General features: G+C 69.9%; 23 protein-coding genes. 13 read left to right on the forward strand and 10 right to left on the reverse strand.

Annotated elements, in window-relative coordinates; all coding sequences use genetic code 11:
• Window positions 1-391: 391 nt before the first annotated feature.
• Window positions 392-1,195 carry an SDR family oxidoreductase gene (locus AB0D74_RS48820; protein ID WP_362602586.1) on the forward strand — a complete coding sequence of 268 codons (804 nt, stop codon included), beginning with the start codon at window positions 392-394 and terminating at the stop codon, window positions 1,193-1,195.
• Between the two features lie 376 nt (window positions 1,196-1,571).
• Window positions 1,572-2,285 carry a VIT family protein gene (locus AB0D74_RS48825; RefSeq protein ID WP_362602588.1) on the forward strand — a complete coding sequence of 238 codons (714 nt, stop codon included), beginning with the start codon at window positions 1,572-1,574 and terminating at the stop codon, window positions 2,283-2,285.
• A 54-nt stretch (window positions 2,286-2,339) separates the two neighbouring features.
• Here the strand turns inward: AB0D74_RS48825 and AB0D74_RS48830 are convergent, their stop codons facing one another.
• Window positions 2,340-2,471, reverse strand: coding sequence for a hypothetical protein (locus AB0D74_RS48830; protein ID WP_362602591.1), 132 nt, complete (start codon window positions 2,469-2,471; stop codon window positions 2,340-2,342).
• 165 nt (window positions 2,472-2,636) lie between these two features.
• On the opposite strand from AB0D74_RS48830, the gene AB0D74_RS48835 reads away from it, so the two are divergent.
• The 3 genes from AB0D74_RS48835 to AB0D74_RS48845 all read left to right on the forward strand — a co-directional run bounded on the left by AB0D74_RS48835 (window position 2,637) and on the right by AB0D74_RS48845 (window position 4,613).
• Window positions 2,637-2,843 carry a hypothetical protein gene (locus tag AB0D74_RS48835; protein WP_362602594.1) on the forward strand — a complete coding sequence of 69 codons (207 nt, stop codon included), beginning with the start codon at window positions 2,637-2,639 and terminating at the stop codon, window positions 2,841-2,843.
• A gap of 228 nt (window positions 2,844-3,071) precedes the next feature.
• Entirely contained in the window at window positions 3,072-3,869 is a 798-nt protein-coding gene (locus AB0D74_RS48840) for a GntR family transcriptional regulator (protein WP_362602597.1), read from the forward strand.
• A 66-nt stretch (window positions 3,870-3,935) separates the two neighbouring features.
• Window positions 3,936-4,613: a TetR family transcriptional regulator gene (locus AB0D74_RS48845; RefSeq protein WP_362602600.1), complete on the forward strand. Its 678-nt coding sequence runs from the start codon at window positions 3,936-3,938 to the stop codon at window positions 4,611-4,613.
• Window positions 4,614-4,736: 123 nt separating this feature from the next.
• Here the strand turns inward: AB0D74_RS48845 and AB0D74_RS48850 are convergent, their stop codons facing one another.
• Genes AB0D74_RS48850 through AB0D74_RS48875 form a run of 6 tightly spaced genes read right to left on the reverse strand, consistent with a single transcriptional unit; the run spans window position 4,737 to window position 12,640 of the window.
• Entirely contained in the window at window positions 4,737-6,386 is a 1,650-nt protein-coding gene (locus AB0D74_RS48850; RefSeq protein WP_362602603.1) for a (2,3-dihydroxybenzoyl)adenylate synthase, read from the reverse strand.
• Window positions 6,379-8,451 (reverse strand): acetate--CoA ligase family protein, encoded by a 2,073-nt coding sequence (locus AB0D74_RS48855; RefSeq protein WP_362602606.1) that lies wholly within the window; start codon window positions 8,449-8,451, stop codon window positions 6,379-6,381. The genes AB0D74_RS48850 and AB0D74_RS48855 overlap by 8 nt, the downstream gene beginning before the upstream one ends.
• Window positions 8,448-10,001 carry an FAD-dependent monooxygenase gene (locus tag AB0D74_RS48860; protein WP_362602609.1) on the reverse strand — a complete coding sequence of 518 codons (1,554 nt, stop codon included), beginning with the start codon at window positions 9,999-10,001 and terminating at the stop codon, window positions 8,448-8,450. The genes AB0D74_RS48855 and AB0D74_RS48860 overlap by 4 nt, the downstream gene beginning before the upstream one ends.
• 16 nt (window positions 10,002-10,017) lie before the next feature.
• Window positions 10,018-10,743 carry a maleylpyruvate isomerase family mycothiol-dependent enzyme gene (locus tag AB0D74_RS48865; protein ID WP_362602612.1) on the reverse strand — a complete coding sequence of 242 codons (726 nt, stop codon included), beginning with the start codon at window positions 10,741-10,743 and terminating at the stop codon, window positions 10,018-10,020.
• On the reverse strand, window positions 10,740-11,576 hold the full coding sequence (locus AB0D74_RS48870; RefSeq protein WP_362602615.1) for a fumarylacetoacetate hydrolase family protein: 837 nt from the start codon (window positions 11,574-11,576) through the stop codon (window positions 10,740-10,742). The genes AB0D74_RS48865 and AB0D74_RS48870 overlap by 4 nt, the downstream gene beginning before the upstream one ends.
• The gene (locus AB0D74_RS48875) at window positions 11,573-12,640 is read right to left on the reverse strand and encodes a cupin domain-containing protein (RefSeq protein WP_362602618.1); all 1,068 of its coding nucleotides are present in this window, start codon (window positions 12,638-12,640) and stop codon (window positions 11,573-11,575) included. The genes AB0D74_RS48870 and AB0D74_RS48875 overlap by 4 nt, the downstream gene beginning before the upstream one ends.
• Before the next feature lie 116 nt (window positions 12,641-12,756).
• Here AB0D74_RS48875 and AB0D74_RS48880 point away from each other — a divergent pair, with 116 nt between their 5' ends.
• Window positions 12,757-13,515, forward strand: a complete 759-nt coding sequence (locus AB0D74_RS48880) for an IclR family transcriptional regulator (protein ID WP_362602621.1) — start codon at window positions 12,757-12,759, stop codon at window positions 13,513-13,515.
• Between the two features lie 25 nt (window positions 13,516-13,540).
• Here AB0D74_RS48880 and AB0D74_RS48885 read toward each other — a convergent pair whose 3' ends face one another.
• Both AB0D74_RS48885 and AB0D74_RS48890 read right to left on the reverse strand, forming a co-directional pair.
• Window positions 13,541-14,656 (reverse strand): zinc-binding dehydrogenase, encoded by a 1,116-nt coding sequence (locus tag AB0D74_RS48885; RefSeq protein ID WP_362602624.1) that lies wholly within the window; start codon window positions 14,654-14,656, stop codon window positions 13,541-13,543.
• Complete coding sequence (locus tag AB0D74_RS48890; protein WP_362602627.1) at window positions 14,653-15,549, reverse strand: fumarylacetoacetate hydrolase family protein; 897 nt, start codon at window positions 15,547-15,549, stop codon at window positions 14,653-14,655. Before AB0D74_RS48890 ends, AB0D74_RS48885 begins: the two co-directional genes overlap by 4 nt.
• 171 nt (window positions 15,550-15,720) lie before the next feature.
• Between AB0D74_RS48890 and AB0D74_RS48895 the strand changes: the two genes are divergently transcribed.
• The 5 genes from AB0D74_RS48895 (at window position 15,721) to AB0D74_RS48915 (ending at window position 20,223) form a co-directional block, all read left to right on the forward strand.
• Complete coding sequence (locus AB0D74_RS48895; protein WP_362602630.1) at window positions 15,721-16,488, forward strand: GntR family transcriptional regulator; 768 nt, start codon at window positions 15,721-15,723, stop codon at window positions 16,486-16,488.
• A gap of 163 nt (window positions 16,489-16,651) precedes the next feature.
• The gene (locus AB0D74_RS48900) at window positions 16,652-17,455 is read left to right on the forward strand and encodes a VOC family protein (RefSeq protein ID WP_362602633.1); all 804 of its coding nucleotides are present in this window, start codon (window positions 16,652-16,654) and stop codon (window positions 17,453-17,455) included.
• 375 nt (window positions 17,456-17,830) lie between these two features.
• Window positions 17,831-18,217: a hypothetical protein gene (locus AB0D74_RS48905; protein WP_362602636.1), complete on the forward strand. Its 387-nt coding sequence runs from the start codon at window positions 17,831-17,833 to the stop codon at window positions 18,215-18,217.
• A 30-nt stretch (window positions 18,218-18,247) separates the two neighbouring features.
• Complete coding sequence (locus AB0D74_RS48910; RefSeq protein WP_362602639.1) at window positions 18,248-19,099, forward strand: pirin family protein; 852 nt, start codon at window positions 18,248-18,250, stop codon at window positions 19,097-19,099.
• Between the two features lie 38 nt (window positions 19,100-19,137).
• The gene (locus AB0D74_RS48915; RefSeq protein WP_362602642.1) at window positions 19,138-20,223 is read left to right on the forward strand and encodes an FAD-dependent oxidoreductase; all 1,086 of its coding nucleotides are present in this window, start codon (window positions 19,138-19,140) and stop codon (window positions 20,221-20,223) included.
• A 17-nt stretch (window positions 20,224-20,240) separates the two neighbouring features.
• Here AB0D74_RS48915 and AB0D74_RS48920 read toward each other — a convergent pair whose 3' ends face one another.
• Complete coding sequence (locus tag AB0D74_RS48920; RefSeq protein ID WP_362602645.1) at window positions 20,241-20,846, reverse strand: TetR/AcrR family transcriptional regulator; 606 nt, start codon at window positions 20,844-20,846, stop codon at window positions 20,241-20,243.
• A gap of 553 nt (window positions 20,847-21,399) precedes the next feature.
• Between AB0D74_RS48920 and AB0D74_RS48925 the strand changes: the two genes are divergently transcribed.
• Window positions 21,400-22,305: an ABC transporter ATP-binding protein gene (locus AB0D74_RS48925; RefSeq protein WP_362602648.1), complete on the forward strand. Its 906-nt coding sequence runs from the start codon at window positions 21,400-21,402 to the stop codon at window positions 22,303-22,305.
• Window positions 22,306-22,309: 4 nt separating this feature from the next.
• Window positions 22,310-23,182, forward strand: a complete 873-nt coding sequence (locus tag AB0D74_RS48930) for an ABC transporter permease subunit (protein ID WP_362602651.1) — start codon at window positions 22,310-22,312, stop codon at window positions 23,180-23,182.
• Window positions 23,183-23,210: the final 28 nt, after the last annotated feature.

Below are 23,210 nucleotides of genomic sequence, written 5' to 3' on the forward strand. Positions count from 1 at the left end.
TTACCGCTGAGCTTTCCCATGATCTCGAAACCAATCTTGCGATGGACCAGCGATCACCGAAACGACCGCTCCGTACACAGCGCCCCAGGACTGAGGGGCCAGGTGCCTGCACGGCTTCGCCTCAAGATCCTGTGAGCTGGCGACTGGAATGATCTGCATGCACTTTGTCCAGATGGCGGATCATCCAGAATATGTCGTTTAGGGAAACTATTATATATTGTCCTGAAATTTTCGATAGCTGAGGGTTGTCAAGAAGTGTGAAGTGGACACACACTTACAGAGAAGTGTCCCTGCGTCGCAGTCTGTCGGTATCAGCGTTGCCACCCAAGGTCTGTGGCTCAATCGCCGTCAGGGCGGATGACGGCCCTGACGGGATCAGGAAGGTGGACTGATGCCTCCCTCGTCTCCGTGCCCGGACCTGGATGGCGTCACCGCGCTTGTCGTCGGTGGAACCGGGAAGGTCGGGTTCTTCGCCGTTGACGGGCTGCTGCGTGCTGGTGCTGACGTGCTTGTGCCTGTGCGTGACGCAGTCAAGTTCGACCGGCTCCGATCTCGCCTTGCGCCCTGCATGCTGGGCCGGCTCGTCGGGATCCCAGGTGACCTTGGTACCCCTGAAGGTGTGGAAGCCGTTGTTGAGCAAGCCGAAGCCCGGACTTTCGGCGGTCTGGACGCTGTCGTTTCGGCGCTCGCCACTTGGCATCAAGGAATGCCGGTCCTCACGGGAGGCTTCGAGACCTTCCGTTCCGTGGTCGAGGCCACGCTGTACCCTCATTTCCTGGTCGCTGAGTTCTTGGTGCCTTCGCTGAAGTGCGGTGGCTCGTATACGACAATCAGCGGTTCCGCCGGATTCGCCAACGCCGTTCGTGCCCGGAGCGGTGCGCTGGCGGCGACCACCGCCGCACGGAACCGGCTCACTCTTGCCATCGCTGACCAGACCGAGGGTGATCCGCGGGTCAATGACGTTGTCATGTGGGCCTACCCCGATGCAGACGGCAGCTGTCCCGGATCAAGCCTCAAGGGCCGGGAGATCGGCGATTTCCTTGCTTGGCTGGCCAGCAGGGAAGCTGACGGCGTCCACGGCCGTACCATTCACCTGCGCACCCCCGGTCAGGTGTGTCGGGCACTCAACGGCGTGTCCAGGCCGGAAGATCTGGCTCAGCGTGGGCTCATCGGGGCTGGTGGGCCTGCCGATTGAGTGTGTCACGGTCCGTCGAGAGGCCGAGGCACGCCTGGCATCACCGGGCAGGAGCACCGCGTTTTGCCGGTCTGATCGCCGGGTGAACCTCGTCGGCCGCAGGAACGTCCCCTCCGGCCGGCAGGGGAGGAGCAGCAGTGTCCGATGCCTGTGACCGCGATGCCTGAGGACGACCGCACGTCGATGCCGTCCCTTTGATCTGGAGCTCCGGGACCCGATCGCGGCGAAGGCGAGACCGATGGTGACGGAGATCGCGGAGCCGTTGCCTGCCCCGCCGGCGGACGCGACGAGCCCGGTGTTCGCGCAGGGCGCCTCGGTGCGGGGCTGGCGACGTCGGTACCCCGCTCGTGAGCCCCTGGGTGCGATCCTCAGTCCTGTGACGGAACCTACGCACGACAACGAGGCCCACGGGGGAGCGCTCGGCTCCCGGCTGAACTGGCTGCGGGCGGCCGTACTGGGCGCGAACGACGGCATCGTGTCGACGGCGGGCATCGTCGTCGGCGTCGCGGGCGCCACGGCCGACCGCAACGCCCTGCTGACCGCGGGCCTGGCGGGGCTGCTCGCCGGATCCATGTCGATGGCGGCGGGCGAGTACGTCTCGGTGTCCACCCAGCGCGACTCCGAACTCGCCGCACTGGCGCAGGAGAAACGCGAGCTGAAGGAGCAGCCCGAGGCGGAACTGGAGGAACTGACCGAGCTGCTGGAGCGCCGCGGCCTGTCCCGGGAGGTGGCCCGTGAGGCGGCGGTCCAGCTCACGGGGCGGGACGCGCTGAAGGCTCACGCGCGCGTGGAACTGGGCATCGACCCGGACGAACTGACGAACCCCTGGAATGCGGCGCTCGCCAGCTTCCTGGCGTTCACCGTGGGAGCACTCCTGCCTCTGCTGGCGATCGTCCTGCCACCCGCCGACTGGCGGCTCCCGGTCACCGTGGGGTCCGTACTGGCGGCACTCGTCCTGACCGGCTGGGCCAGCGCCCGCCTGGGAGCCGCAGCGGTGGGACCGGCGATCGTAAGGAACGCGGTGGGCGGCGCGCTGGCCATGGGAGTCACCTACGGGGCGGGAAGTTTGTTGGGATCAGTCGGTGTTTAGACCTTTTATTCCAGATTGCTGATTCGCAGGCGGGGCATCTCCGCTGATCGACGCTCAGTCTTCTCCAGATGCGAGCACGCCGATGAGCACGAGCATGCACGCCTTGGTCTCCTCCGGGCGGACATCGAGGTGGATGTCCTCGGCCCGCCCGTACGCGCAGCCGGTCTCCGCCGGGGCGCGGTTCATGAAGGCGAGGTGGTCGGCGTGTCACTCCTGGGGCAGCCGGGTGGCCATGGCCGATGAGACGAGGGGTGTGCTTGCCGTGCGCCTGCGGCGCCTTCACCGTGACCGCTTCGGTCGTGGTGGTGACCTTCCTGGGCTGGTGGCAGCCATTGCGGGCACCACGAACCGGTGGCCGCGCTCGTCGCGCTGACCGGCCAACTCGGCTCTGCAGGAGTGAACTTCGGCCTCCAGCGCGGCGGCGAGCATGCTGGGTGCGCGCCCGTGGGTGATCTCGTCGACAAGGGAGAGCCGGCGGCGCTGGTGCCGTCGGCGTTCATGCCGCTGAGCACGGGGGTGTCCCCGGCCGGTGTCGTGAACAGCGGTCTTGCCCGGTGACCTGTCGATCAATTACCCAAGAGGTGCCTCATCCTCAAGTCGCTCCACAGGCCTTGATGACGGTTCGGCTTGCGGGAGATCGCCCGGGTGGTGCCGCGTTCATGGGGGAGAAGGTGAATACAGTCCCGGAATGGTTCGGGTTCGGCTGGTGACCGGCTGGTGGATTACGGTCCGGGTCTGGGCCTCTCTGATCCCATATTGGATACACTTTCTGGGTAGACTCCCGTTGTGAGCAGCGATACGAGTGAATTGCCAGAAGAGCGGGAGCCGGACGAGACGGTGGGCCCGGCAGGGAGCGCTGCCGTATCTGGCGGGAACTCGCAGGCGGCTCCGGCCGGACGCCGGCTTGCCCTCGATGTGCACGGCCGGCTGCGGGCCATGATCCTCAGCGGTGAACTGGCCCCGGGTTCTGCGCTGCTCCAAGCAGATATGGCCCGCAAGCTGGGCGTCAGCCGCACTCCGATGCGCGAGGCCTTCCGGCTCCTGCAGGAGGAAGGGCTCATCGATTCCAGGCCGGACCAACGTGCCAGGGTGCGCGCAGTGGATCCCGAGGATCTGGACGGCGTGTACGGGGCCCGCATCATGCTGGAGGCTCTGGCCGTCACCATGACGGTGAAGACGCTCACCAGCGAGGATCTCGACCGCATGAGGGACATACTGGAGCGGATGAAGCTTCTCGCGGATGACGAGAAGCCCGACGAGTGGTATGCCGCCCACCGGGAATTCCACCGCACGGCCACCCAGGCTGTCGGAGCGCAGCTCCAGCGCATGCTCGCCTCACTCGCCGAGCACAGCGAGCGCTACATCCGCCTCGCCCAGCTGGGCGTACCCGGAGCATGGGCTCGGGCTCGCAAGGAGCACGAGGCATTGCTGGAGGCGCTGAAGGCGAAGGACGAGGCGGAGGCCGCCAGGGTGGTCGCTGTTCACCTGGCGCGTACTGCCCTGGGCGTACTGGCCGATGTCGCCCCGGAGTACGAGCCCGTCACTACACGTTCGGCCCTCAGGATCGTCGGCGGCCAGGCCTGACAGGCGGATGCGGGATGTCATCGTCGTAGCATCGGTGACGAGCCAGCCAGGACAAGGAGCAGGATCGTGCCCGCCGCCGATGCCAGTGAGAAAGTGCCGCAGCCGAAGGCCGGCGGCCCGGGTCTGCCGGAGAAGCCTGTGGCCGAGCCCGAGTATCTCCGTAAGGGCGAGCGCACGCGGATGCGCATCCTGCAGGCGGCACGTCGGAAGTTCGCTGAGGTCGGCTACGAGCGTGCCACCATCAGGGCCATCGCGGCCGAGGCCGCTGTGGACAAGTCGTCGGTCATGCAGTACTTCGGCAACAAGGACGAGCTGTTCCGGGAGGCCGTCCGCTGGGACATCCCCATCGCCGAGCTGACCACCGACGACCCCGCCCAGACCGTGGAGAACTACGTTCGGGCGATGCTCGGAGCCTGGGCCTCGGATCCGGACAGCCCCATGGCTGTGCTTCTGCGCGCCAGTATGACCAGCGAAGACGCCGCTGAGCTGCTGCGCAGCCACATCACCGCCCAGGCCGTTGAGCCGGTGGCCGCCACGGTCACGGCCGGCGATGCCCGGCTGCGGGCCGCACTGTGCAGCGCGATGATGATGGGCATCGCCAGCCAGCGCTATCTGCTGCGCATGCCGGACCTGGCCGGCGCGGACACCGAGGACATCCTGCGTGTCGTCGTACCGGTGTTCCGCAGCCTCATCGCCCCCGACATGCCGCAGCGGCCCCGACCGCCCGCCGCGGCCGGGGCATGAGGGGCACCCACCCATCGGGTCGGTCCGGCAGCGCCGCCCCTGTACGAGCCGGATATCCGGCCGGGAACGCAGAAGGCGGCGTGCCCGGATCCCCGAAGAACTCACTCCTCGCCGCCGGATGTCCTACCGGGCGTCGTCCGGGAGCCTGACGAACTCCCGCAGCGCCTTCTTGTCGATCTTTCCGACTTTGGTGAGGGGCAATTCCTCTACTAGGACGAGGTGTTCGGGCAGCTTGTAGCGGGCGACCTCCATGGCGCCGAGGGCCTCGCGCACCGACTCCAGGGTGAGCGCCGACCCCGGCTCGGGGACCACGACGGCGCACACCCGCTCACCGAGTTCCTGGTCGGGACGGGCGACCGCCGCGACACGGGACACCCCGGGAAGGCGGTAGATGAGGTTCTCGACCTCCTCGGCGGAGATCTTCTCACCGCCACGGTTGATCAGATCCTTGTCACGGCCCTCGACGACGAGATTGCCGCTGGGGTGGACCCTGACCACGTCGCCGGTGCGGTACCAGCCGTCCGGGGTGAAGGACCGGGCGTTGTGCTCAGGAGCCCGGTAGTAGCCGCGCGGGGTGTACGGCCCGCGGGTGAGCAGGGCCCCCATCTCGCCGGGCGGTACCGGTTCGTCGTCGGCGTCGACGACCAGGATCTCGTCGTCGGGACACATGGGACGCCCCTGGGTCTGCGCCTTGATGTCATCCGGATCGGCCAGCCCTGTGTAGTTCAGGAGCCCTTCGGCCATGCCGAAGACTTGCTGCAGCGTAGCGCCGAGAACCGGCTCGACCTTCCGCGCCACTTCCGGGGCCAGACGGGCACCGCCGACCTGGAGCAGGCTCAGCGAGGCCGGGGCCGCATGCCGACCGGAGGCGACGGCGTCGATCCAGCGCTGGGTCACGGCCGGTACGGCGGCGGTGGCGGTGACCCCTTCCGCCGCCATCAGCGGGAACACCTTGTCGGGGTCGGGGGTGCGGGCCATGACGACCCGCCCGCCGCACATCAGGGTGCCGAGGATGCCGGGACAGGCCAGCGGGAAGTTGTGTGCGGCGGGCAGCGAGACCAGGTACACGGTGTCGGGGCCGAAGCCGCAGACCTCGGCGCTGCGGCGCGCGTTGTACTCGTAGTCGTCGTGGGTACGGGTGATGAGCTTGGGCAGACCGGTGGTGCCGCCGGACAGCAGGAACACCGCGATGTCGCCGCTGTCCGGGGCGAGCCGGTCCAGCCGGGCGCGGGCGGCTGCCGGGTCGTCGGCCGGGCGGGCCAGCGCGTGCAGGCTGGTGGTCCCCTCCCGCGCCTCGCCGCCGGCGACCAGCAGCAGCCGCACGCTGGGAGTCGCCTGCGCGATGTCGTGCCCGAGCGTTTGGTGGTCGAAGTCGCCGATCCGGTCCGGGACGGCGATGGCCTTCACCTCGGCATGGGCGGCGAGGTAGCGCAGTTCGTGACCGCGGTGGGCCGGCAGCGCCATGACGGGCGCGATGCCCGCCCGCAGACAGGCGAGGGTGAGCGCCACGAACTCCCAGCCGTTGGGCAGCTGGACGAGTATCGCGTCACCCGGTGTCAGTCCGGCGTCGAGCAGCCCTACGGCCAGCCCGTCGGCCAGGTCGGCGAGCCGGCCGTACGTCAGCCGTGTGCCGCCGTCGACGACGGCGACCTTGTCGCCGTAGGCCTGTGCCCACTCGTGGAGGTAGGAGCCAAATGGTGCACCGCGCCAGTAGCCGGCCTCGCGGTAGCGGTCGGAGGCTTCCTTGGGCCAGGGGACGAATCCTTCACGCATCGTCGGATCCTCCTTGATCGGATCGAGCGAGCTCGTCGCGGAGCAGCAGGACGGCGTCGAGCGCGACGACGTCGCCGTCGGGCAGAACGCGCAGGGGGTTGATCTCGCACTCGGCTACCGTTTCGTCGGCGGCGAGGGAGGAGAGGGCGAGCAAGGCATGGGCGAGACGGGCCCGGTCGACCGGTGCCGCCCCGCGGGCGCCCTGGAACAGGTCGCGGGTGGCGAGGTCGTCCAGCATGGAATCGGCTTCGTCCGCCGGCAACGGCGCCAGGCGCAGTGACACGTCACCGAGGATCTCGGCTGCCGTACCGCCCGCTCCGAGGGCCACGACGGGTCCGAAGACCGGGTCACGGCGAACGCCCATGATCAGTTCGGGGCCTGAGGGCGCCATCTGCTCGACGAGCACGGCTGGGCTCACGGGCATCCGGGCCAGCGCAGCGTCGAGTTGGTCGTGCGTGGTGATCCCGACGTGCACGCCCCCGACCTCCGTCTTGTGCAGGACACGGGCGTCGAGGATCTTCACCACGACCGGCCCGCCGAGTTCGTCGAGTGCGGTGTGGGCAGCCTCCCAGTCGGGACACACCCGGCGCGCCGGCGTGCGGATGCCCAGCTCGGCAAGGACGCCTTTTGCGGTGTGCTCGTCGACCGGTCCGGTCAGGGTGAGCGGGAGAGCACCGGGTGGGGTGACGGCGGATGCGTCCAGGCGGGCCCGCACGGAGGCGTCCTCGACGAGGGCTCGCAGCATCGCCGCTCCGGCAGCCGGGGTCGCAGCGGCTGGAATACCGGCCTTCCCGAGCCGTAGACGAGCCTTTCGGGCGGCCTCCGCCGGCCCGCCCACGACGGCCACCACAGGAGTTTTCGGGTGCGCGTTTGTGAGCGCGTCGGCGACATCGACGGCGGTCGGTTCCAGCAGGGCGTAGACGCCGGTCACCTGGATCCCCGGGTCCTCGGACACGCGCTCCACCACCTGGGTGAGGACGGGCGAGGGACGGCCGGTGTCGACCGGGTTGCGCTGGTAGGTGAGACCGGCCGGCAGCAGTTCGCCGATCTCCTTGACCGTTCGTTCGACCAGCGGGGGAACGGACACCCCCCGCGTGCGCAAGGCATCGGTCAGCAGCAGGCCGGGACCCGCCTGCGCGGTGACAAGACCGACTCCGGCGCCGGGGTGCCCGGGCAACCGTACGAGTCCCAAGGCTGCTACCGCGTCGACGAGTTCTCGTTCGTCGTCGACCAGGACCACGCCCGCCTGCCGCAGCGCCGCACGGGTCACCCGCCAGGAGGTGGCGAGTGCCCCGGTGTGCGACCTGGCGAAGTCACCGATGTCGCTGCGGCCGACTACGAGGGCCACCACCGGAACACGGTCGACCAGCCGTCGTACAGCCTTGGTCAGCCGGCGCCCGTCGACGGCCGTCTCCACATGCAAGGCGACAGCGCGCACCCCGTCGTCGCTGGCCAGGTACTCCAGGACGTCGGCCTGCGTGACATCTAGGCTGTTGCCGAGGCCGACTCCGAGCCGTATCCCCACGCCGGTCTCCGCCAGCGCGAAGGCGAGCGCGTGGTTGACACCGCCGCTGGCCGCGACGACCGCGACCGGGCCGGGCGCGAGGTCGGCGACCCCGGGCACGAAACTCGCCGTCAGCCGTGTGTGCGGGGCAAAGAATCCGGACGTGTTGGGACCCAGAACCCGCAGCCCGGTGTCCCGCACGACGGCGGCCACGGCCTCCTGGTGGACGGCACCCTCGGCGCCGGACTCGGCGAAGCCCCCGGCGCACACCAGCGCGGCGCGCGCTCCGGCGGCCCCTGCTTCCCGCAGCGCGGCCGCGGTCACGGCGGCCGGCACACAGGAGATGACGAGGTCCGGGGCGACGCCGTGGGCGGCCACGGCCGCAGCGACCGTCGGGTGGAAGCCGCGTTCTGGATCCGGGCGGCCGGCGTTAACCTTCATCATCGTCCCCGGGAAGCCGGACAGCGACTCGGTCATGGCCGCGCCCAGCTTGCCGGCGACGGGCGAGGCACCCAGCACCGCGATGGCGCGCGGTGCGAACAGCGGATCGAGGCCGTTCATGCGGCATCTCCCACGAGGTCGGCTCGGCCGGACAGGACGAGCGTGGTGGCCTTGTCGTCGTCGTACGGGCCGAGGACTGCGGCAGGGATCTGGTGGGCGAGCCGGGCCTCCTCTGCGATCAGCATCCGGGTCAGTGCTGTGCCGCCGCGGGTGCCGATGAGCGGGACACTCACCTGCGCGGCCTCCCTGACCCTGTCGAGGGCGAGCGGCAGCCCGTCCTCGGTGTCCGGCGCGTCGATCCACACCCCGGCCGCGGACGGCTGTCCAGTGAAGACCGACATCGGGATCTGCGTGCCGTCACTTCCGACGAGGGCATCCGGTGTGGCCGTCACCCGGCGGCCGGGCAGCCTGAACGGGCCGTCCTGGAAGGGGGTGTCCAGAGGGGCTGCGCCGTGCCGAGACTGCCACCAGCCGTCGATCCGCTCCACGTAGGAGGCGTCGCGTACGGCGAGCTTGGCCCGCGGGATGCTCCGCGAAAGGAAGTGGAAGCCGAACTGTTCGGGGGCGTCGAAGGAACGGACGTACCGCCCGAAGTGCTCCCACCACGACAGACTGGGCCGCGCCGAGTTCTGGATCTTCTCCACACCGGGGCGGCGGCGCTCTTCGTAGATCTCCAGCGCGCCCGGCACACTGTAGGGCGACTCACCCAGCGCCTCGGCGAGCGCGACGGCGTCCTCCATGGCCATCTTGGTGCCCGACCCGACGGAGAAGTGCGCGGTGTGCGCGGCGTCGCCGAGCAGGACCCAGTGGCCGCGCCGCCACGAACGGGCCCTGCGGGTGGCGAAGTTGCCCCACCGGGAGTTGTTCCCGACGAGGCCCTGTCCGTCGAGCTGGTCGCGGAAGAGATCCTCGAGGTACTTCTTCGACTTCTCGTCGCTGGAGCCCGGGGGGGTTGCGGGATCGAAGGTGTCCAGCCCGGCCGCGGCCCAGGCCTCGGCGTCGGTCTCCACGATGAACGTGCTCAGGCCGTCGCTGATGGGATAGGCATGGGCGGCGAACACACCGTGCGGGCCGTCCTGGTGGACGAAGGTGAGCCCGTCGAAGAGATGAGGGGTGCCGAACCAGATGAACTTGGCACTTGCCACCTCCGCCGTCGGCCCGAAGTCCTCGGCGAACACATTCCGGAAGCGGCTGTTGGCGCCGTCGCAGACCACCACCAGGTCGAAGCCGTCGAGCTCCGCGGGGTCACGGACCTCGTGCTGGAAGCGCATGGTGACACCCGCCGCACGCGCCTGGTCCTGCAGCAGGGACAGCAGGGTCTTGCGGACCACCGCGGCCATGCCCATGCCGCCTATGCGCTCGCGCGCGCCGTGCACCCGTACCTCGATGTCGTCCCAGTGCCGCCCGTACTTGGCCAGGGCGTCGCTGAGGACCGGGTCGGCCGCGTCGATGGCGTCCAGGGTGGCGTCGGAGAAGACCACACCGAAGCCGAAGGTGTCATCAGGGCGGTTGCGCTCGAAGACGACGACCTCGGCGCCCGGCCGGTTGCGCTTGAGCAGGGTGGCGAAGAACAGTCCGCCGGGACCTGCGCCGATGCAGGCGATTTTCATGTCGTACCTCTGTCTTTCACAGCCAGGCCGGCAGCACGGGGAGCGGTTCGCCGCCGTCGGCGTGCAGTACTGCGGGAACAGGACGCCCGGTGGCGTACGCCGCCAGGCTCGGGACCTCTGCGGTCACGGTGACGGGGCGGGCGGTGCCGGGAGCGCCGAAGGCCCACTCCCGATCACCGCTCACCGCCCGCAGCCTCACGCGAGGCGCGTCGGCCCGCGCGGTGAAGGAAGCGGTGACGTCGTCCAGGAGCGCGGCGCACACGTCCGGGGGGAGGTCGTCGAACGTGGTGTGCGCGTCCAGGTCGACGGCGTGCACCCAGACCTCGCGGACCCGCATCCACGCGGTCTGCGAGACCGGTACCTCCCGCCCCCGGGCCGTGCGCACCCGAGCGTCCCAGGCCGCCTCCGGCAGTGCATCGGCCGCCTCGGCCAGCCGGGCCCCGGCCGCCCGCAGATCCGCCCGCAGCTCGTCCGGTGACAGGCGCGCCCCCTCCTCGATCTCCCGCGACCGCTGCTCCGGTGAGGTGTACATCGGTGTGGTGACGCCAGTACGGGCCCAGGTCAGGAGATTGACCAGGGCGTCGGCGTTGCGGGCGACATGGGCGACGACGTGTGCGCGGGTCCAGCCCGGCAGCAGCGAGGGGCGGGTGAAACCCGCGTCGGTCACCGTGCGGGCGGCGGCCTCGAAGACCGCCGTTCCCTCGGCGGCCCAGCCGAGCACCAGGTCCGGACGCGAGTTCACCGGGGATCCCGGCGGCAGACGTTGCGGCACTCGCCCAGACCGTCGATACGGGTGACCAGGACGGAGCCGTCCTTGAGGTAGCGGGCCGGCTTGCGGGCGTGTCCGACGCCACCGGGCGTTCCCGTCGCGATGACGTCACCCGGCACCAGCGTGACGATCTCCGACAGGTAGGCCACGAGGGTGGCCGGGTCGAAGACGAGGTCGCCGGTGTTCGACTTCTGCACCGTGTCGCCGTCGACCTCGCAGGCCAGGTCGAGTTCCAGGGCGCCCACCGCCGCATCGTCGGCCGTGACCAGCCAGGGGCCGATGGGAGTGGTGGCCTCGAAGGTCTTGCCCTGGTGCCACTGCGCGGTGCGGTACTGCCAGTCGCGGGCGGTCACGTCGTTGAGGACCGTGTAGCCGGCGATCGCCGCACGTGCCTGGGCGGGAGTGGCGTGGCGTACCTCCGCGCCGATGACGACGGCGAGTTCGGCCTCCCAGTCCATCTGATCGGAGGAGACGGGCAGCACGACATCGTCGTACGCGCCCACGAGCGCGCGTGCGTACTTCGAGAACAGGGTCGGGTACGCGGGGAGTTCGCGGCCCATCTCCAGAATGTGGTTGCGGTAGTTGAGACCGACGCAGATGACCTTCTCGGGTGCGACGACCACCGGGGCGTAGTCCAGGGTGTCCAGGGCATGCCACTCGCCGCCGCCGGCGGCGGCCGCGCGGGCGGCCCAGTCCGTGTGGCGCAGGAAGGCGGCGAGATCGGTCTCTCCGAGATCGACCGCGCCGTCGGTGTCGACGCGGACGGCGCGGGTGCCCTCTTCGGTGCGGATGGTGGCGAGCTTCACTGCTGTTCTCCTCGAGAGGTACGAGCGAGGCCGAGCGCCTCGTAGACGGGCTCGTCGCTGAAACGGAAGAGGTCGACCTGGGTACGGGCTGTCAGCGTCACCTCGCACCAGGACGGGACGGCGAACAGGTCGCCCTTGCCGACCTCGAAGGTCTTGTCGCCGACGGACACGGCGGCCTCGCCGTCGAACACCTGCCAGACCGCGGAGCCGACCGTGCGCACGGGGGTGGTGCGGATCCCGGCACGCAGCCTGCGCATCTCCGTGCGGATCGTGACCAGGGCGTCCCTGCCGGTGGTGGGGTTGGAGAAGCGCACTCCGGCATGGCCGGGCTCGATGACACCTGGTACGTCCTCCGACTCCAGTTCCAGCTGGGCGGTGAGCGCGGCGTCGGTGTGCTCCCAGCGGTAGGCGGCGAGCGGTGAGTTGGGGCGGTCCGGCTGGCTGATGGGGCGCAGGCCGGGGTGCGCCCACAGCCGTTCGCCGCGCGAGCGGTGCGGTGTCTGGCGGGTCGACAGCTCGTCGGGACCGAACTCGAAGAAGCCGGCGTCCAGCTTGCTGACGAGAGGGATGTCCAGACCGTCGATCCAGGTCATCGGGTGGTCGGTGACGTTCTGGTGCTCGTGGAAGGCCCAGCTGGGCGTCAGCAGCAGGTCACCGCGGCGCATCGCCACCGCGTCACCGTCCACGTTCGTCCACACGCCCTCGCCGTCGACGACGAACCGGAAGGCGCCCTGGCTGTGCCGGTGCGAGGGGGCCACCTCCCGCGGGCCCAGGTACTGGACGGCCGCCCACAGCGTCGGTGTGGCGTAGGGCTGCCCTGGCAGACCCGGGTTCGACAGGGCCATCGCCCTGCGCTCACCGCCACGCCCCACCGGCACGAGCTGTCCGGAACGCTCGGCGATCGGCAGCAGGTCGCTCCACCGCCACAGGTGGGGGACTGCCGCGGACCGGGGGGACATGGGCATGAGATCGTCGCGCTGGGTCCACAGCGGAATCAGCCCCGCGTCCTCGAAATCTGCATACAGCTCATCGAGCAGCTTCTGCTCGCTCGCAGCGTCGGTCATGTGGGCCTCCAGGGCAGGTGCAGATCCGGTTGGCTGAAGTGTGCACAGTTTCCGGGCGTGATTGACGTTACGCCGCTGTTTCCCATAGGGGAATCTCTAAGAGGTAGTGTTCTTCTATGCAGAATCAGGAATCTCGGGAGCGCCCGGCCTATCCGGTGGGGGCTGCCGGGAACGCGCTACGTACCGTGCAGCTGCTGCACGAGAGAGAGGAACTGCGCGTGGTGGACGTCGCCGAGCAGCTCGGCATCGCGCGTTCCACGGCGCACCGGGTGCTGGCGATGCTCGTCTTCCACGGTTTCGCCCAGCAGGACGGGAACAAGGTGTACCGGCCGGGTCCCGCCCTGCGCGCGATCCGCGGGAGCCGTGCCCTGCCACCCGACCTGATCGCCACCGCCCGTCCGCACCTCCAGCGGCTGACGGACACGGTCCACGAGACCAGCCACCTCATGGTGCTGGAAGGCAGCGGCGCGCGGTTCCTGGACGGCGTAGAAGGACCCCAGGTCCTGCGCGTCAGCTATCGGACGGGCACAGTCCTGCCTGCCCATGTCACCTCGGGGGGCAAGGCCCTGCTGGCGGGACTGCCACCGGAACAGGTGGCGGCCCTGTATCCCCGTGGACTGCCCGGTCACTCCGCGGAGAGCGTGGAGCGACTGCGGGCCGAACTGGCCGTGATCCGGCGCCTGGGCTACGCATACAACCTGCAGGAGAGCGAGAGCGGTGTGAACGCGGTCGGGGCGTGTGTCCGCGACGGAGCCGGTCGTGCGCTCGCCGCCGTCGCCGTCGCGGCTCCCGCCTCACGCTGCCGCAAGACACGGCTCACGGAACTCGCTCCGACGGTGCTGGACGCTGCCCGGAGCATCGGCCGGGAGCTCTAGCCGGAGTCTTGCGGGACCCGGTCTGTCAGGCCTCCCAGTCGTCCGTACCGAGGATCAGCGCGACACGTCCGACATTGCTGTCGTCTTCCAGGTAGCGGTGCGCGTCGGCGGCACGCCCGATGGGGAACGTCCGGTCGACGACGGCACGGAACCCGTTCTCGGCCTGGGCCCACAGAGCCTCGACCGACGCCGGGTTCCCGGTGCGTACTCCGATCACGCGCTGGCAGTTCGAGTACAGGCGCAGCAGATCGAGCTGCACCCTGCCCCCGAGGAAGGCCCCGGAGGTGACCACCGTGCCGCCGCGCGCGAGTGCGTCCACCGTGGCGTCCCAGACGGCCGGGTCGCCCAGGTTGTCGACGGCGATGTCCGCGCCGTGGCCCCCGGTCGCCTCGCGCACCCGGTCGGCGAAGTCCGGGGCGGTGGCGTCCAGGACCACTTCGGCCCCCGCGGCGGACAGCACCTCGCGCTTTTCGGGCGAGCGGGAGGTCGCGATGATTCGTGCGCCGAGATGCCGGGCGAGCGCGGCCGTGGTGGATCCCAGGGCCGAGGCGGCGCCCTGCACGAGCACCCAGTGACCGGCCCGCAGCCCCGCCTGGGTGAGCTGGTTGGCGGCGACCGGTCCGACCAGCGCGAGTGACGCGGCCATCGCGGGCGAAATGCCGTCGGGCACCGGATGGACGTTGCGCGCGGGGGCCACGCAGTACTGCGCGTAGGCGCCCGGGCGATGGGTGCCGATCAGGGAGAGGGCGGCGCAGGCCTCCTCGCGGCCCTGCGTACAAGAGGCGCAGACACCGCAGGTGACGACGGGGAAGACCGCCACCCGGTCCCCGACCCGGACCGAGCCGACGCCTTCGCCGAGAGCGACGACGACACCCGAATGGTCCGCGCCCAGGACATGCGGGAACCGGAAGTCCGCGTACGGATGGCGGCCCGCGCGGGCCGCCAGGTCCAGCAGACGGCCGATGCTCACCGCGGCGACCTGGACGAGGACCTCGCCGGGGCCTGGGCGAGGTGTGTCGGTCACCGCCCGCTCCAGTACGCCGGGCGGACCGAAGCGGTTGAAGACCATGGCCTGCATGGACCCGGGCACGGGCAGCGGTTTGGGCCAGTCCCGCTCCGTGCGGGCCGGTGCGCTGCTCACGACGCGACCACGGTGTTGTGCAGGCGGCCGATCCGTTCGATCTCCACGACGACCTCGTCCCCGACGGCCAGGAACTCGCCGCGGGGCACTCCGCATCCTGCGGGTGTACCGGTGAGGATCACGTCGCCGGCTTCGAGCCGGGTGAGACGGCTCGCCGCCGCCACCACCTCATGCACAGGGATCATCATCTGCGCGGTGGAGGAGTCCTGCTTGACCACGCCGTTGACGGTGAGCCGGATCCGCAGATCCTGCGGGTCGAGGACCTGCCAGCCGGGCACGAGACCGGGCCCCAGAGGGCAGAAGCCGTCCTGGCCCTTGTGCCCCAGCCAGTCGAAGGTGAAGGGCTCGGCGACGGGCAGCGCGGCCTTGAGCCTGTCACGGGCGGAGATGTCGTTGGCCGCGAGGTAGCCGGCCACGTGGTCGGGAACCTGGTCGGGGGCGATGTTACGGCCGGGCCTGCCGATCACGACGGCGAGTTCGGCCTCCCAGTCCACGCGCGCGCCGGGGTAGCCGGGCAGCGGCACGGGATCGCCGGGGCCGGTGACCGTGGTCCTCGGCGGCTTGAGGAAGAAGAACGGCTCGCCCAGGGCGGCGGGGCGCTCGATGCCCATCTCGGCGATGTGGTCCCAGTAGTTGGCACCAGCGCACACCACCTTGCCTGGGTACGTCAGGGGTGGCGCGAGACGGGCGTCCGCGACGGCCGGGGCCGCCGACGGCGTCCACTCGCGCAGGGCAGGCGCGAGAACGTCCCACCGCTGCAGCACTTCCAGGAGCGTAAGGCCGGCCGTCCCGGGCGGGCCTTCCACCACCTTCTCCCCGACCAGCGCACCGACGGCGGTCTTCTCGGAGTCGTTGGTGCGGTATTGGACCAACGACCAGTCAGGCGACTGCATGGTTCTTCCTCCAGATGGGCGGCTCTAGAACAGCAGGACCATAGTGCATACACATTACGCAGGGAAGGGTAGGCTGGAGGAAGTGATGTGACCGGGCCAGGGGGGCCGGATGTGGCGGGAAGGCGGTCGGCGCGGGTGATGCAGTCGGGTTCGGCGGATCCATTCGACGGCGTGCCACGGCCGGTCATTTCGCATCCCAGGCGCACCAGCATCGAGATCCACGACCACCTGCGGTGGCTGATCCTGGACGGCGTCCTGCCGCCCGGCACCGAGCTCAAACAGGCAGAGCTGGCACGGGCCTTCGACGTCAGCCGCACCCCGCTGCGCGAGGCGTTCCGGATGCTCCAGGAAGAGGGGCTGATCACCGCCGACATCAATCACCGGGGCCGGGTCACCGGCCTCGACGTGGCCGATCTGGACTGCCTCTACGCAGCACGGATCTCGCTGGAGGCCATGGGGGTGCGGGTCACCGCGGGGCATCTGACCAGGCAGGAGGTGCAGGAGGCCTCGGCGCACCTGCACGACATGGACCGCGCGGAGGCGGGGGCCGACGTGGCTGCCTGGCATGAGGCGCACCGTGCCTTCCACCGTGTACTCGTGTCCCGGTGCACTCCCACGGTCCTGCGCACGATCACCTCCTACTCCGAACGCAGTGAGCGGTATCTGCGCGCGCTGCAGGACCGGCACCCGGGGGTGTTCCCGCAGCGTCGGCAGGAGCACTACGACCTGTTCGCCGCCGTCATGGCAGGCGTTCCGGAGCGGGCCGCCGGCCTGATCGCGGGGCACCTCGCGCGCACGGCCCGCCGGGTGATCGGCGATCTCGCGCCGGGTCGGGAAGCCCCTGCCGTCGGACAGGCCACGGTCATGGTGTGCGGCGAGGATCTCGGGATGACGCCGGTGGAGAACTGGACTCTCGCAATAAAAGGTGTACACACTTAGCGATGGTGCGGCCCGTCGGGACGCGGCGCACCAGAACTGTGAGGAGAGTGTCATCCTGCGTGTCAAAGGTCTTCTGCACTATGGGCTCCAGGTCCCTTCGCTGGATGCGGGGCAGAGCTTCTACGACGCGTTCGGACTGCGGACGGCCGAGCAGGGCAATTCCGTGGTGGTCCGCTGCGACGGCCGCGAGCAGGACCAGACCGTGCTGCTGGAAGGCCCGGTCAAGCGCCTGCACCATGTGGCATTCGCCGTGGAGCCCGGCTCGCTGCCCGAATGGCAGCGCCATCTCGAGGGCCTCGGCGTGCGTCTGCTCGACGCGCCCGCGGAACTCTCCGGCGGTCTGTGGCTGCGCGATCACGAGGGCAACCTGCTGAACCTGCGCGACGAGGAGATCGGCGCCTGGCGGGACTTCGGCACGACCGACGCCCACGAACCCAACTACGGCGACCGCATCCGCCGCGTCGACCAGGCCCGCTGGCTCACCGCGAACGAGAGGCCCCGCCCCCGGCGGCTCGGGCACATGCTGATCTTCAGCACGGACCTGGACGCGTCCGAGGCCTTCTACGCCCGCATCCTGGGCCTGCGCCTGTCCGACCGCATCCCGTCCATGGCGACCTTCATGAACTCGGGGCCCGGTGACCACCACGTCTTCGGCTTCGTCCCCGGCACTCATCCCGGGCTGCACCATTCGAGCTGGGAGGTCGCCGACATCGACCAGATCGCCATGGGCGCGCAGTCCATGGCGGCCGCAGGACACAGCCAGGGCTGGGGGCTGGGCCGGCACACCCTGGGCTCCAACTTCTTCCACTACGTCAGGGACCCGTGGGGGAGCTGGATCGAGTACTCCAGCGACATGGACTGCATCACCGAGAACTGGACGGCCAACGACTGGGACTGCCCGCCGGCCGTCTGGAGCCCCGAGATCCCGGCCGACTTCATCGTCAACCAGGAGGAGAAGCCCTCCTGACCGACCCGCTCACGGGTGCCGATCGGGGGCGGGCGCATCGTGCCCGCCCCCGATCGGCGTGAACGCACGCCCGGGCGCCGACTTCGGCTGTCCGTGCGGCACCGCGCAAGCCGTGCGCGCACCGCGGGGGAGTCGGCGAAGGCGGCCGGGCCGGCCGGGCTGCGCACCCCCGCACACCGAGGACAGGCGGATCCCGCCAGCGGAGCACCCGCATGCGAGGGGCACCGGCCGCCGGCGCCAGGGGCCCGTCCCGCCGGACGTCCCTGTTGCACCCCGTGCCGATGCCGCCGGGCGCCCTCACGGGCGCGGGCGCGGGTGCCGGGGGTGGACGGGGGTGGGGAACAAAACTCAACGTTTGTATATTTTATGTGGTGCATGTTCCGATCCAGTCCGTACCAGGAGTCCTCCCATGCCGACCGGCAGTACAACCGCGCCGCGGATGCGGAGCCCGTCTCCGCGCCCGGCCTCGGCATGAGCTTTGCCCCGGTGACGCCCGGCGCGGTCGGCGGGGTGCGCGACCAGGACGGCGCCGTCGCCTGCGCGCTGCTCAACACCGCGCAACAGGCCGGCGGTGCTCACCGCGATCTCGACGGCGGCACCGGACGGCTCCCCGAGGCGGCGGGAGCCTTCTGCGGGCCGTCGCCGTTGAAGGACAGTGCCGCGGGGTCCCTGTTCCCGGGCGGCCGGCTGATCACACCGCTGGCCGTCAATGCCGGGGGACAAGAGCACGGGGAGTCCGCGTCGGCGGCCCGTCCGGGCTGACCCGGAGCAGACGAGCAGAAGGAGTACGACATGAACGGGCCCCGGGTCCTGTCCACCGTCATGGAGATCGAAACCCACGAAAGGGGAGCGCTCTTCTCGGCCCGCGGGGCGCGCTTCGCGGTCGACCTCGATCCTTTCCTCAACACGGACCTCTTCCGGATGACCGGGCCGGTCTTCGCGCCGCATCCGCATGCCGGCTTCTCCGCGGTCACCTACCTGTTCGACGACTCCACCACCCGGTTCCACAACCGGGACAGCCTCGGCGACAGGAGCCTGATCGAACCGGGCGGGGTGCACTGGACCGTCGCGGGCTCGGGCATCGTGCACGACGAGGTCGTGGAGGAGGCCGGGCGGCTCGGGCACGGCGCGCAGATCTTCGTACGGCTGCCCGAGACCGCCGAGCAGGAAGCCCCGTACGGCATGCACTTCACCCCGCAGGAGCTGCCGTCCTGCGAGCTCGCCGAGGGCGTGCGGATCCGCGTCGTGGCCGGGGACGCCTTCGGCCTGTGCTCGCCGGTCCACGAGGCAGCCGGATCCCACGTCTACGACCTGGTCCTGGCACCCGGTACCCGTATCGAGATCCCCGTGGACCCCGGCTTCCGCGGCTTCGTCATGACGGTCGCGGGCGGGGGCCGCATCGCCACCCCCGTGAACCGGGGCGACCTCGGTCCGGCCGGCCTCGCCGTCTTCGAACCCGGCACCGGGGCCGTGGAGTTGGAGGCCGGCGGGCAGGGCGGACAGTTCCTGTTCGGAGCGGGCCGGCCGCTGCGCACCCCCGCCTACATGTACGGCGGGTTCTGCCTCTCCAGCCGGGCGCGCGTGGCCGAAGCCGTCGAGCGCTACCAGTCCGGCGCGATGCACGGCCTGCTCACAGCTCCGTGACGGCGTCCACACATGCAAGACATGAAGGAGTACAACAGATGTCCCCGACCGTAGTAGTCATCGGCGGCGGTTACGGCGGAAGCGCCGCGGCCAAAGCACTGGACGACGTCGCCGACGTCGTCCTGGTCGAGCCCAAGGACGCGTTCTTCCATGCCGTCGGGGCCCTGCGCGCCGTAGTGGACCCGGAGTTCCTTCCGCGTGTCTTCTTCCCCTACGACAAGCTCCTCACCAACGGGCGCGTGGTGCGCGACCGCGCGGTACGGGTGGAGCCGGGCCGGGTGACCCTGGCCTCGGGTGAGGAGATCGCCGCCGACTACATCGTGCTGGCCACCGGCTCCGGTTATCCCTTCCCCGCCAAGAGCGACGTCGACGACACCGCCGCGGCCCAGCTCAAGTACCGGCAGGCCCACGCCGCCCTCCGGGCCGCCGACCGTGTGCTGCTGCTCGGCGCCGGACCGGTCGGACTGGAGTTCGCCGGTGAGATCAAGGACGCATGGCCGCGCAAGAAGGTCGTCATCGTCGACCCGGCGGCCGACATCCTGGGCGGGTACGAGCCCGGGCTCCGCGAGGAGATCCGCCGCCAGCTCACCGCCCTCGACGTCCGGCTCGTGCTGGGTACCGCCCTCAAGGAGAACCCGCCCACGGCACCGGGCGAGCACGGCACCTTCCACGTCACCACCGTCTCGGACGTCGACATCACCGCGGACATCTGGTTCCGCTGCTTCGGCGTCGTCCCCAGCACCGCCTACCTCGCCGGAGCGCTCACGGACGCGCGCCTGGCAAGCGGTGAGGTCGCCGTCACCGACACCCTTCAGGTCAAGGGACAGGACACGGTCTTCGCCCTCGGCGACATCACCGACATCCCCGAGGCCAAGCGCGGCGGCTCGGCAGCACGCCATGCGGCGGTGGTCGCGGACAACATCAAGGCCCTGATGGCGGGCTCGGGGGAACTCGTCACCTACCAGCCCGGTCCCGCCGCGATCCTCCTGCCGCTCGGCCCGTCCGGAGGCGCTGCCCAGCTCCCCGGCCAGGGCGTCCTCGGCCCCGAGGCTGCGGCCCAGTACAAGGGCGCGGACCTGCTGACGGGCAGGTTCGGCAAGCTCTTCGGTACACACACCGACTGACAGTTCCAGGAGCCGTCTCACCCCTGGTCCGGCGGGGCCGGGGGTGCCAGCCGGTTCGCCAGGCCGCGGAGGAAGGTCTCGTAGCGCTCGATGAACACGGGATCGTCGGCGCGCAGGCCTGTCGCCATGTGAACGAGCTGCCCGAATGCGGACGGGAAGGACGCCAGCGCGATCACGGCAAGCAGAGTCATCTCCGTGTCGAGCGACGGATCGAGATCGCCCGCAACCTGGCGTGTGTTCAGATAGCTGAGGATCTCCGAGTACCTCAGGCTCCGTTCCTCCTCGCTCCTCGGAGGCTGGGCCCCCGAGGAGGCCAGCCCCTCCCACATGGCGAGCCGGACGAAAGTCTCGTTCTGTCGCAGACCTGTGAAGTGCCGGGGGATGAAGTCGGTCAACGGAACCGATATGTCCGACAGTTCCTCGGTGCGCCGCGCGATGTGCTCGCGGAGCACCGTCTCGTACAGTCCGTCCTTGCTGCCGAAGTGGACGTACAGCATGCGGACGCTGACTCCGGCCTGCCGGGCGATCGATTCGACCCGAGCCCCGGCGCGGCCCTTGCCGGAGAACTCCTCCAGGGCGGCTTTCATGATCCGCTGCCGGGTCACATCGGCGTCTCTCGCCATGCGTCTCAACTTCCTTCGGGCTCATCGGGGCGACATGCTGCAGGCCATGGGAACCCCATAAAAGCAGTTGACCCGGCAAGCAGGTAAGTATATTTTTACTTCACGTCTGAGCGGTGGCGAGCCGAGCCGACCCGGGTCGGGTGTCGGAGGTCGGCTGCACACGACTCCGCCGCGGCCGGGGGCGCCGGCGGGGGGCGTGCGCGCTCCGGGCTGGCGGCCGGCGTGGTGATCATGCTCCTGTCGCGACAAAAGTGTGTACAGATGAATCCTGACTTTGGGCTGCTCGCGCGCACCTTTTGCATGCCTTTTCGCCGCCTATCAGCGAAAACAAAGAATCGCTGATCGAGGGGTGGACGAGAGAACGGTCAATGTGTACACACTAATTGAGTGGCTTGGAGCATGAGGCGCACCCGGCAGCCCGGGTGGGCCCACCAGGACACCGCCGCTGTCGAGCCCGTTGCCCGTCGGACCCCGTTCTGCTGAGCCGCCGTCGAGGCGGGCGCGCCCGCCTCGACGGCGTGGAGCGTCGTGCCGAGGCACTCAAGGAGGTCGCATGCCCGTGCTTCCCACTGGATCACGCCCTTTTGCCGACCCGCCCGATTCCGTCCGGGCGCCCCGGCCGGACACCGGATCTGACGCGCCCTCTGATGGCACACCCACCCACCCCGCCGTCGAGTTCGTCGGCGTGCGGACGGCCTTCGCTGGCGAGACGGTCCTCGACGACCTTCACTTCACTGTCGAGGAAGGGGAGTTCGTCTGCCTGCTCGGCCCCAGCGGCTGCGGCAAGTCCACCACTTTGCGACTGCTGGGCGGCCTGCTCCGGCCGGACGCCGGCCGGATCCGGGTGGCCGGCCGCTCACCCGAGGAGACGTGGTCGGACCTCGCCTACGTCTTCCAACAGCCCAGGCTGGTCCCATGGCGCGACGTGCTGTCGAACGTCATGCTCGGCATGGAACTGCGCGGTTCGTCCGGCGACCGTGGCACCCGCCGTGACAAGGCACTGAAGCAGCTGGAACTCACCGGACTGGCCGACGACCTGCACAAGTATCCCGGCGCACTCAGCGGCGGCGAACGGCAGCGGGTCGCCATCGCCCGCGCCCTCGCACTCGATCCGCGCATCATCCTGATGGACGAGCCGCTGTCCGCCCTGGACGTGTCCACCCGCAAACGGCTGCGCAGCGAGATACACGCTGTGCGGGAGAGGACCGGCAAGACCGTCCTGTTCGTCACGCACGACATGGACGACGCGCTGGCCCTCGCGGACCGGGTGCTGATCTTCTCCGGGAAACCGACGCGCATCGTCAGCGAGATGGCACTGCCCGCCCAACGGCCCCGCGACCTCGATCACGACCCCGCCCTGCGCGAACTGCGACTGCGGATGCGCACCGCCCTCGGCCTGGATGCCTCCTCCACGGACGACGGGCCGCCCGAGGACGACGGCACGGCCGAGGAGAAGTGACCCGATGACGACGACCACCGCTCCACCGTCGCAGCGGCGCCGTCGGCGGCCCACGCCCGCCCGGACGGTTCCCGGTCCCGCGTCGGCCTCCCGGCCCGGCAGAGCATGGCGTACCGCCAATTTCCTGATCACCAACGGCGTGCCGGTCCTCGTACTGCTTGCCTGGTGGATCGCTTCACGCTACCAGCCCGAATACATCGTCCCCAGCCCGGTCGCCGTGCTCGCGCGGACCTGGGACCTCGTCGCCGGTGACAGCGACTACTACCGCAACACCTACACCTCGTTCGTGCGGGTGGGAGCCTCCGTTCTCATCGCGCTCGTGATCGGCACCGCGCTTGCCGTCACCGCCCGGTACGTGCAACTGCTCCAGGGCCTGCTGGTGGACCGGCTGCTGCCCTTCGTCAACGCGTTCCCCAGCATCGGATGGGCGATCGTGGGCATGTACTGGCTCGGCGTGTCCACCGGCGCGGTCATCTTCGTGGAAGTCGCGATCATCCTGCCCTTCACCGCGATCACGGTGTGGGAGGGACTGAAGGCACTCGACGCCGAAACGATGGAGATGGCCCAGAGCTTCACCCGCAGCAACCGGAGAGTGCTGGTGAAGGTCGTCGGCCCCTATCTCGGGCCCTACCTGTTCACCGCCCTGCGCCTGTCGTACGGAGCAGCCTGGAAGGTCGCGATCGTCGCCGAGATCTTCGGCGCCTCGACAGGGCTGGGTTATCTGCTCAACAACGCGCGCGAACAGTTCGACTCCAGCACGCTCTATGCGTCGATCCTCACCTTGATCATCATCGTCCACGCCGTGGACAAGCTCCTGTTGCAACCACTGGAGAACCGGCTCCTGCGCTACCGGACCAGCGGGACCTCCGCGCGCTGAACCCTTTGCACCCCATGACAAGGACGTC

This window comes from Streptomyces sp. NPDC048278, assembly GCF_040652195.1.
In the GTDB taxonomy this organism is placed as follows: Bacteria; Actinomycetota; Actinomycetes; order Streptomycetales; family Streptomycetaceae; genus Streptomyces.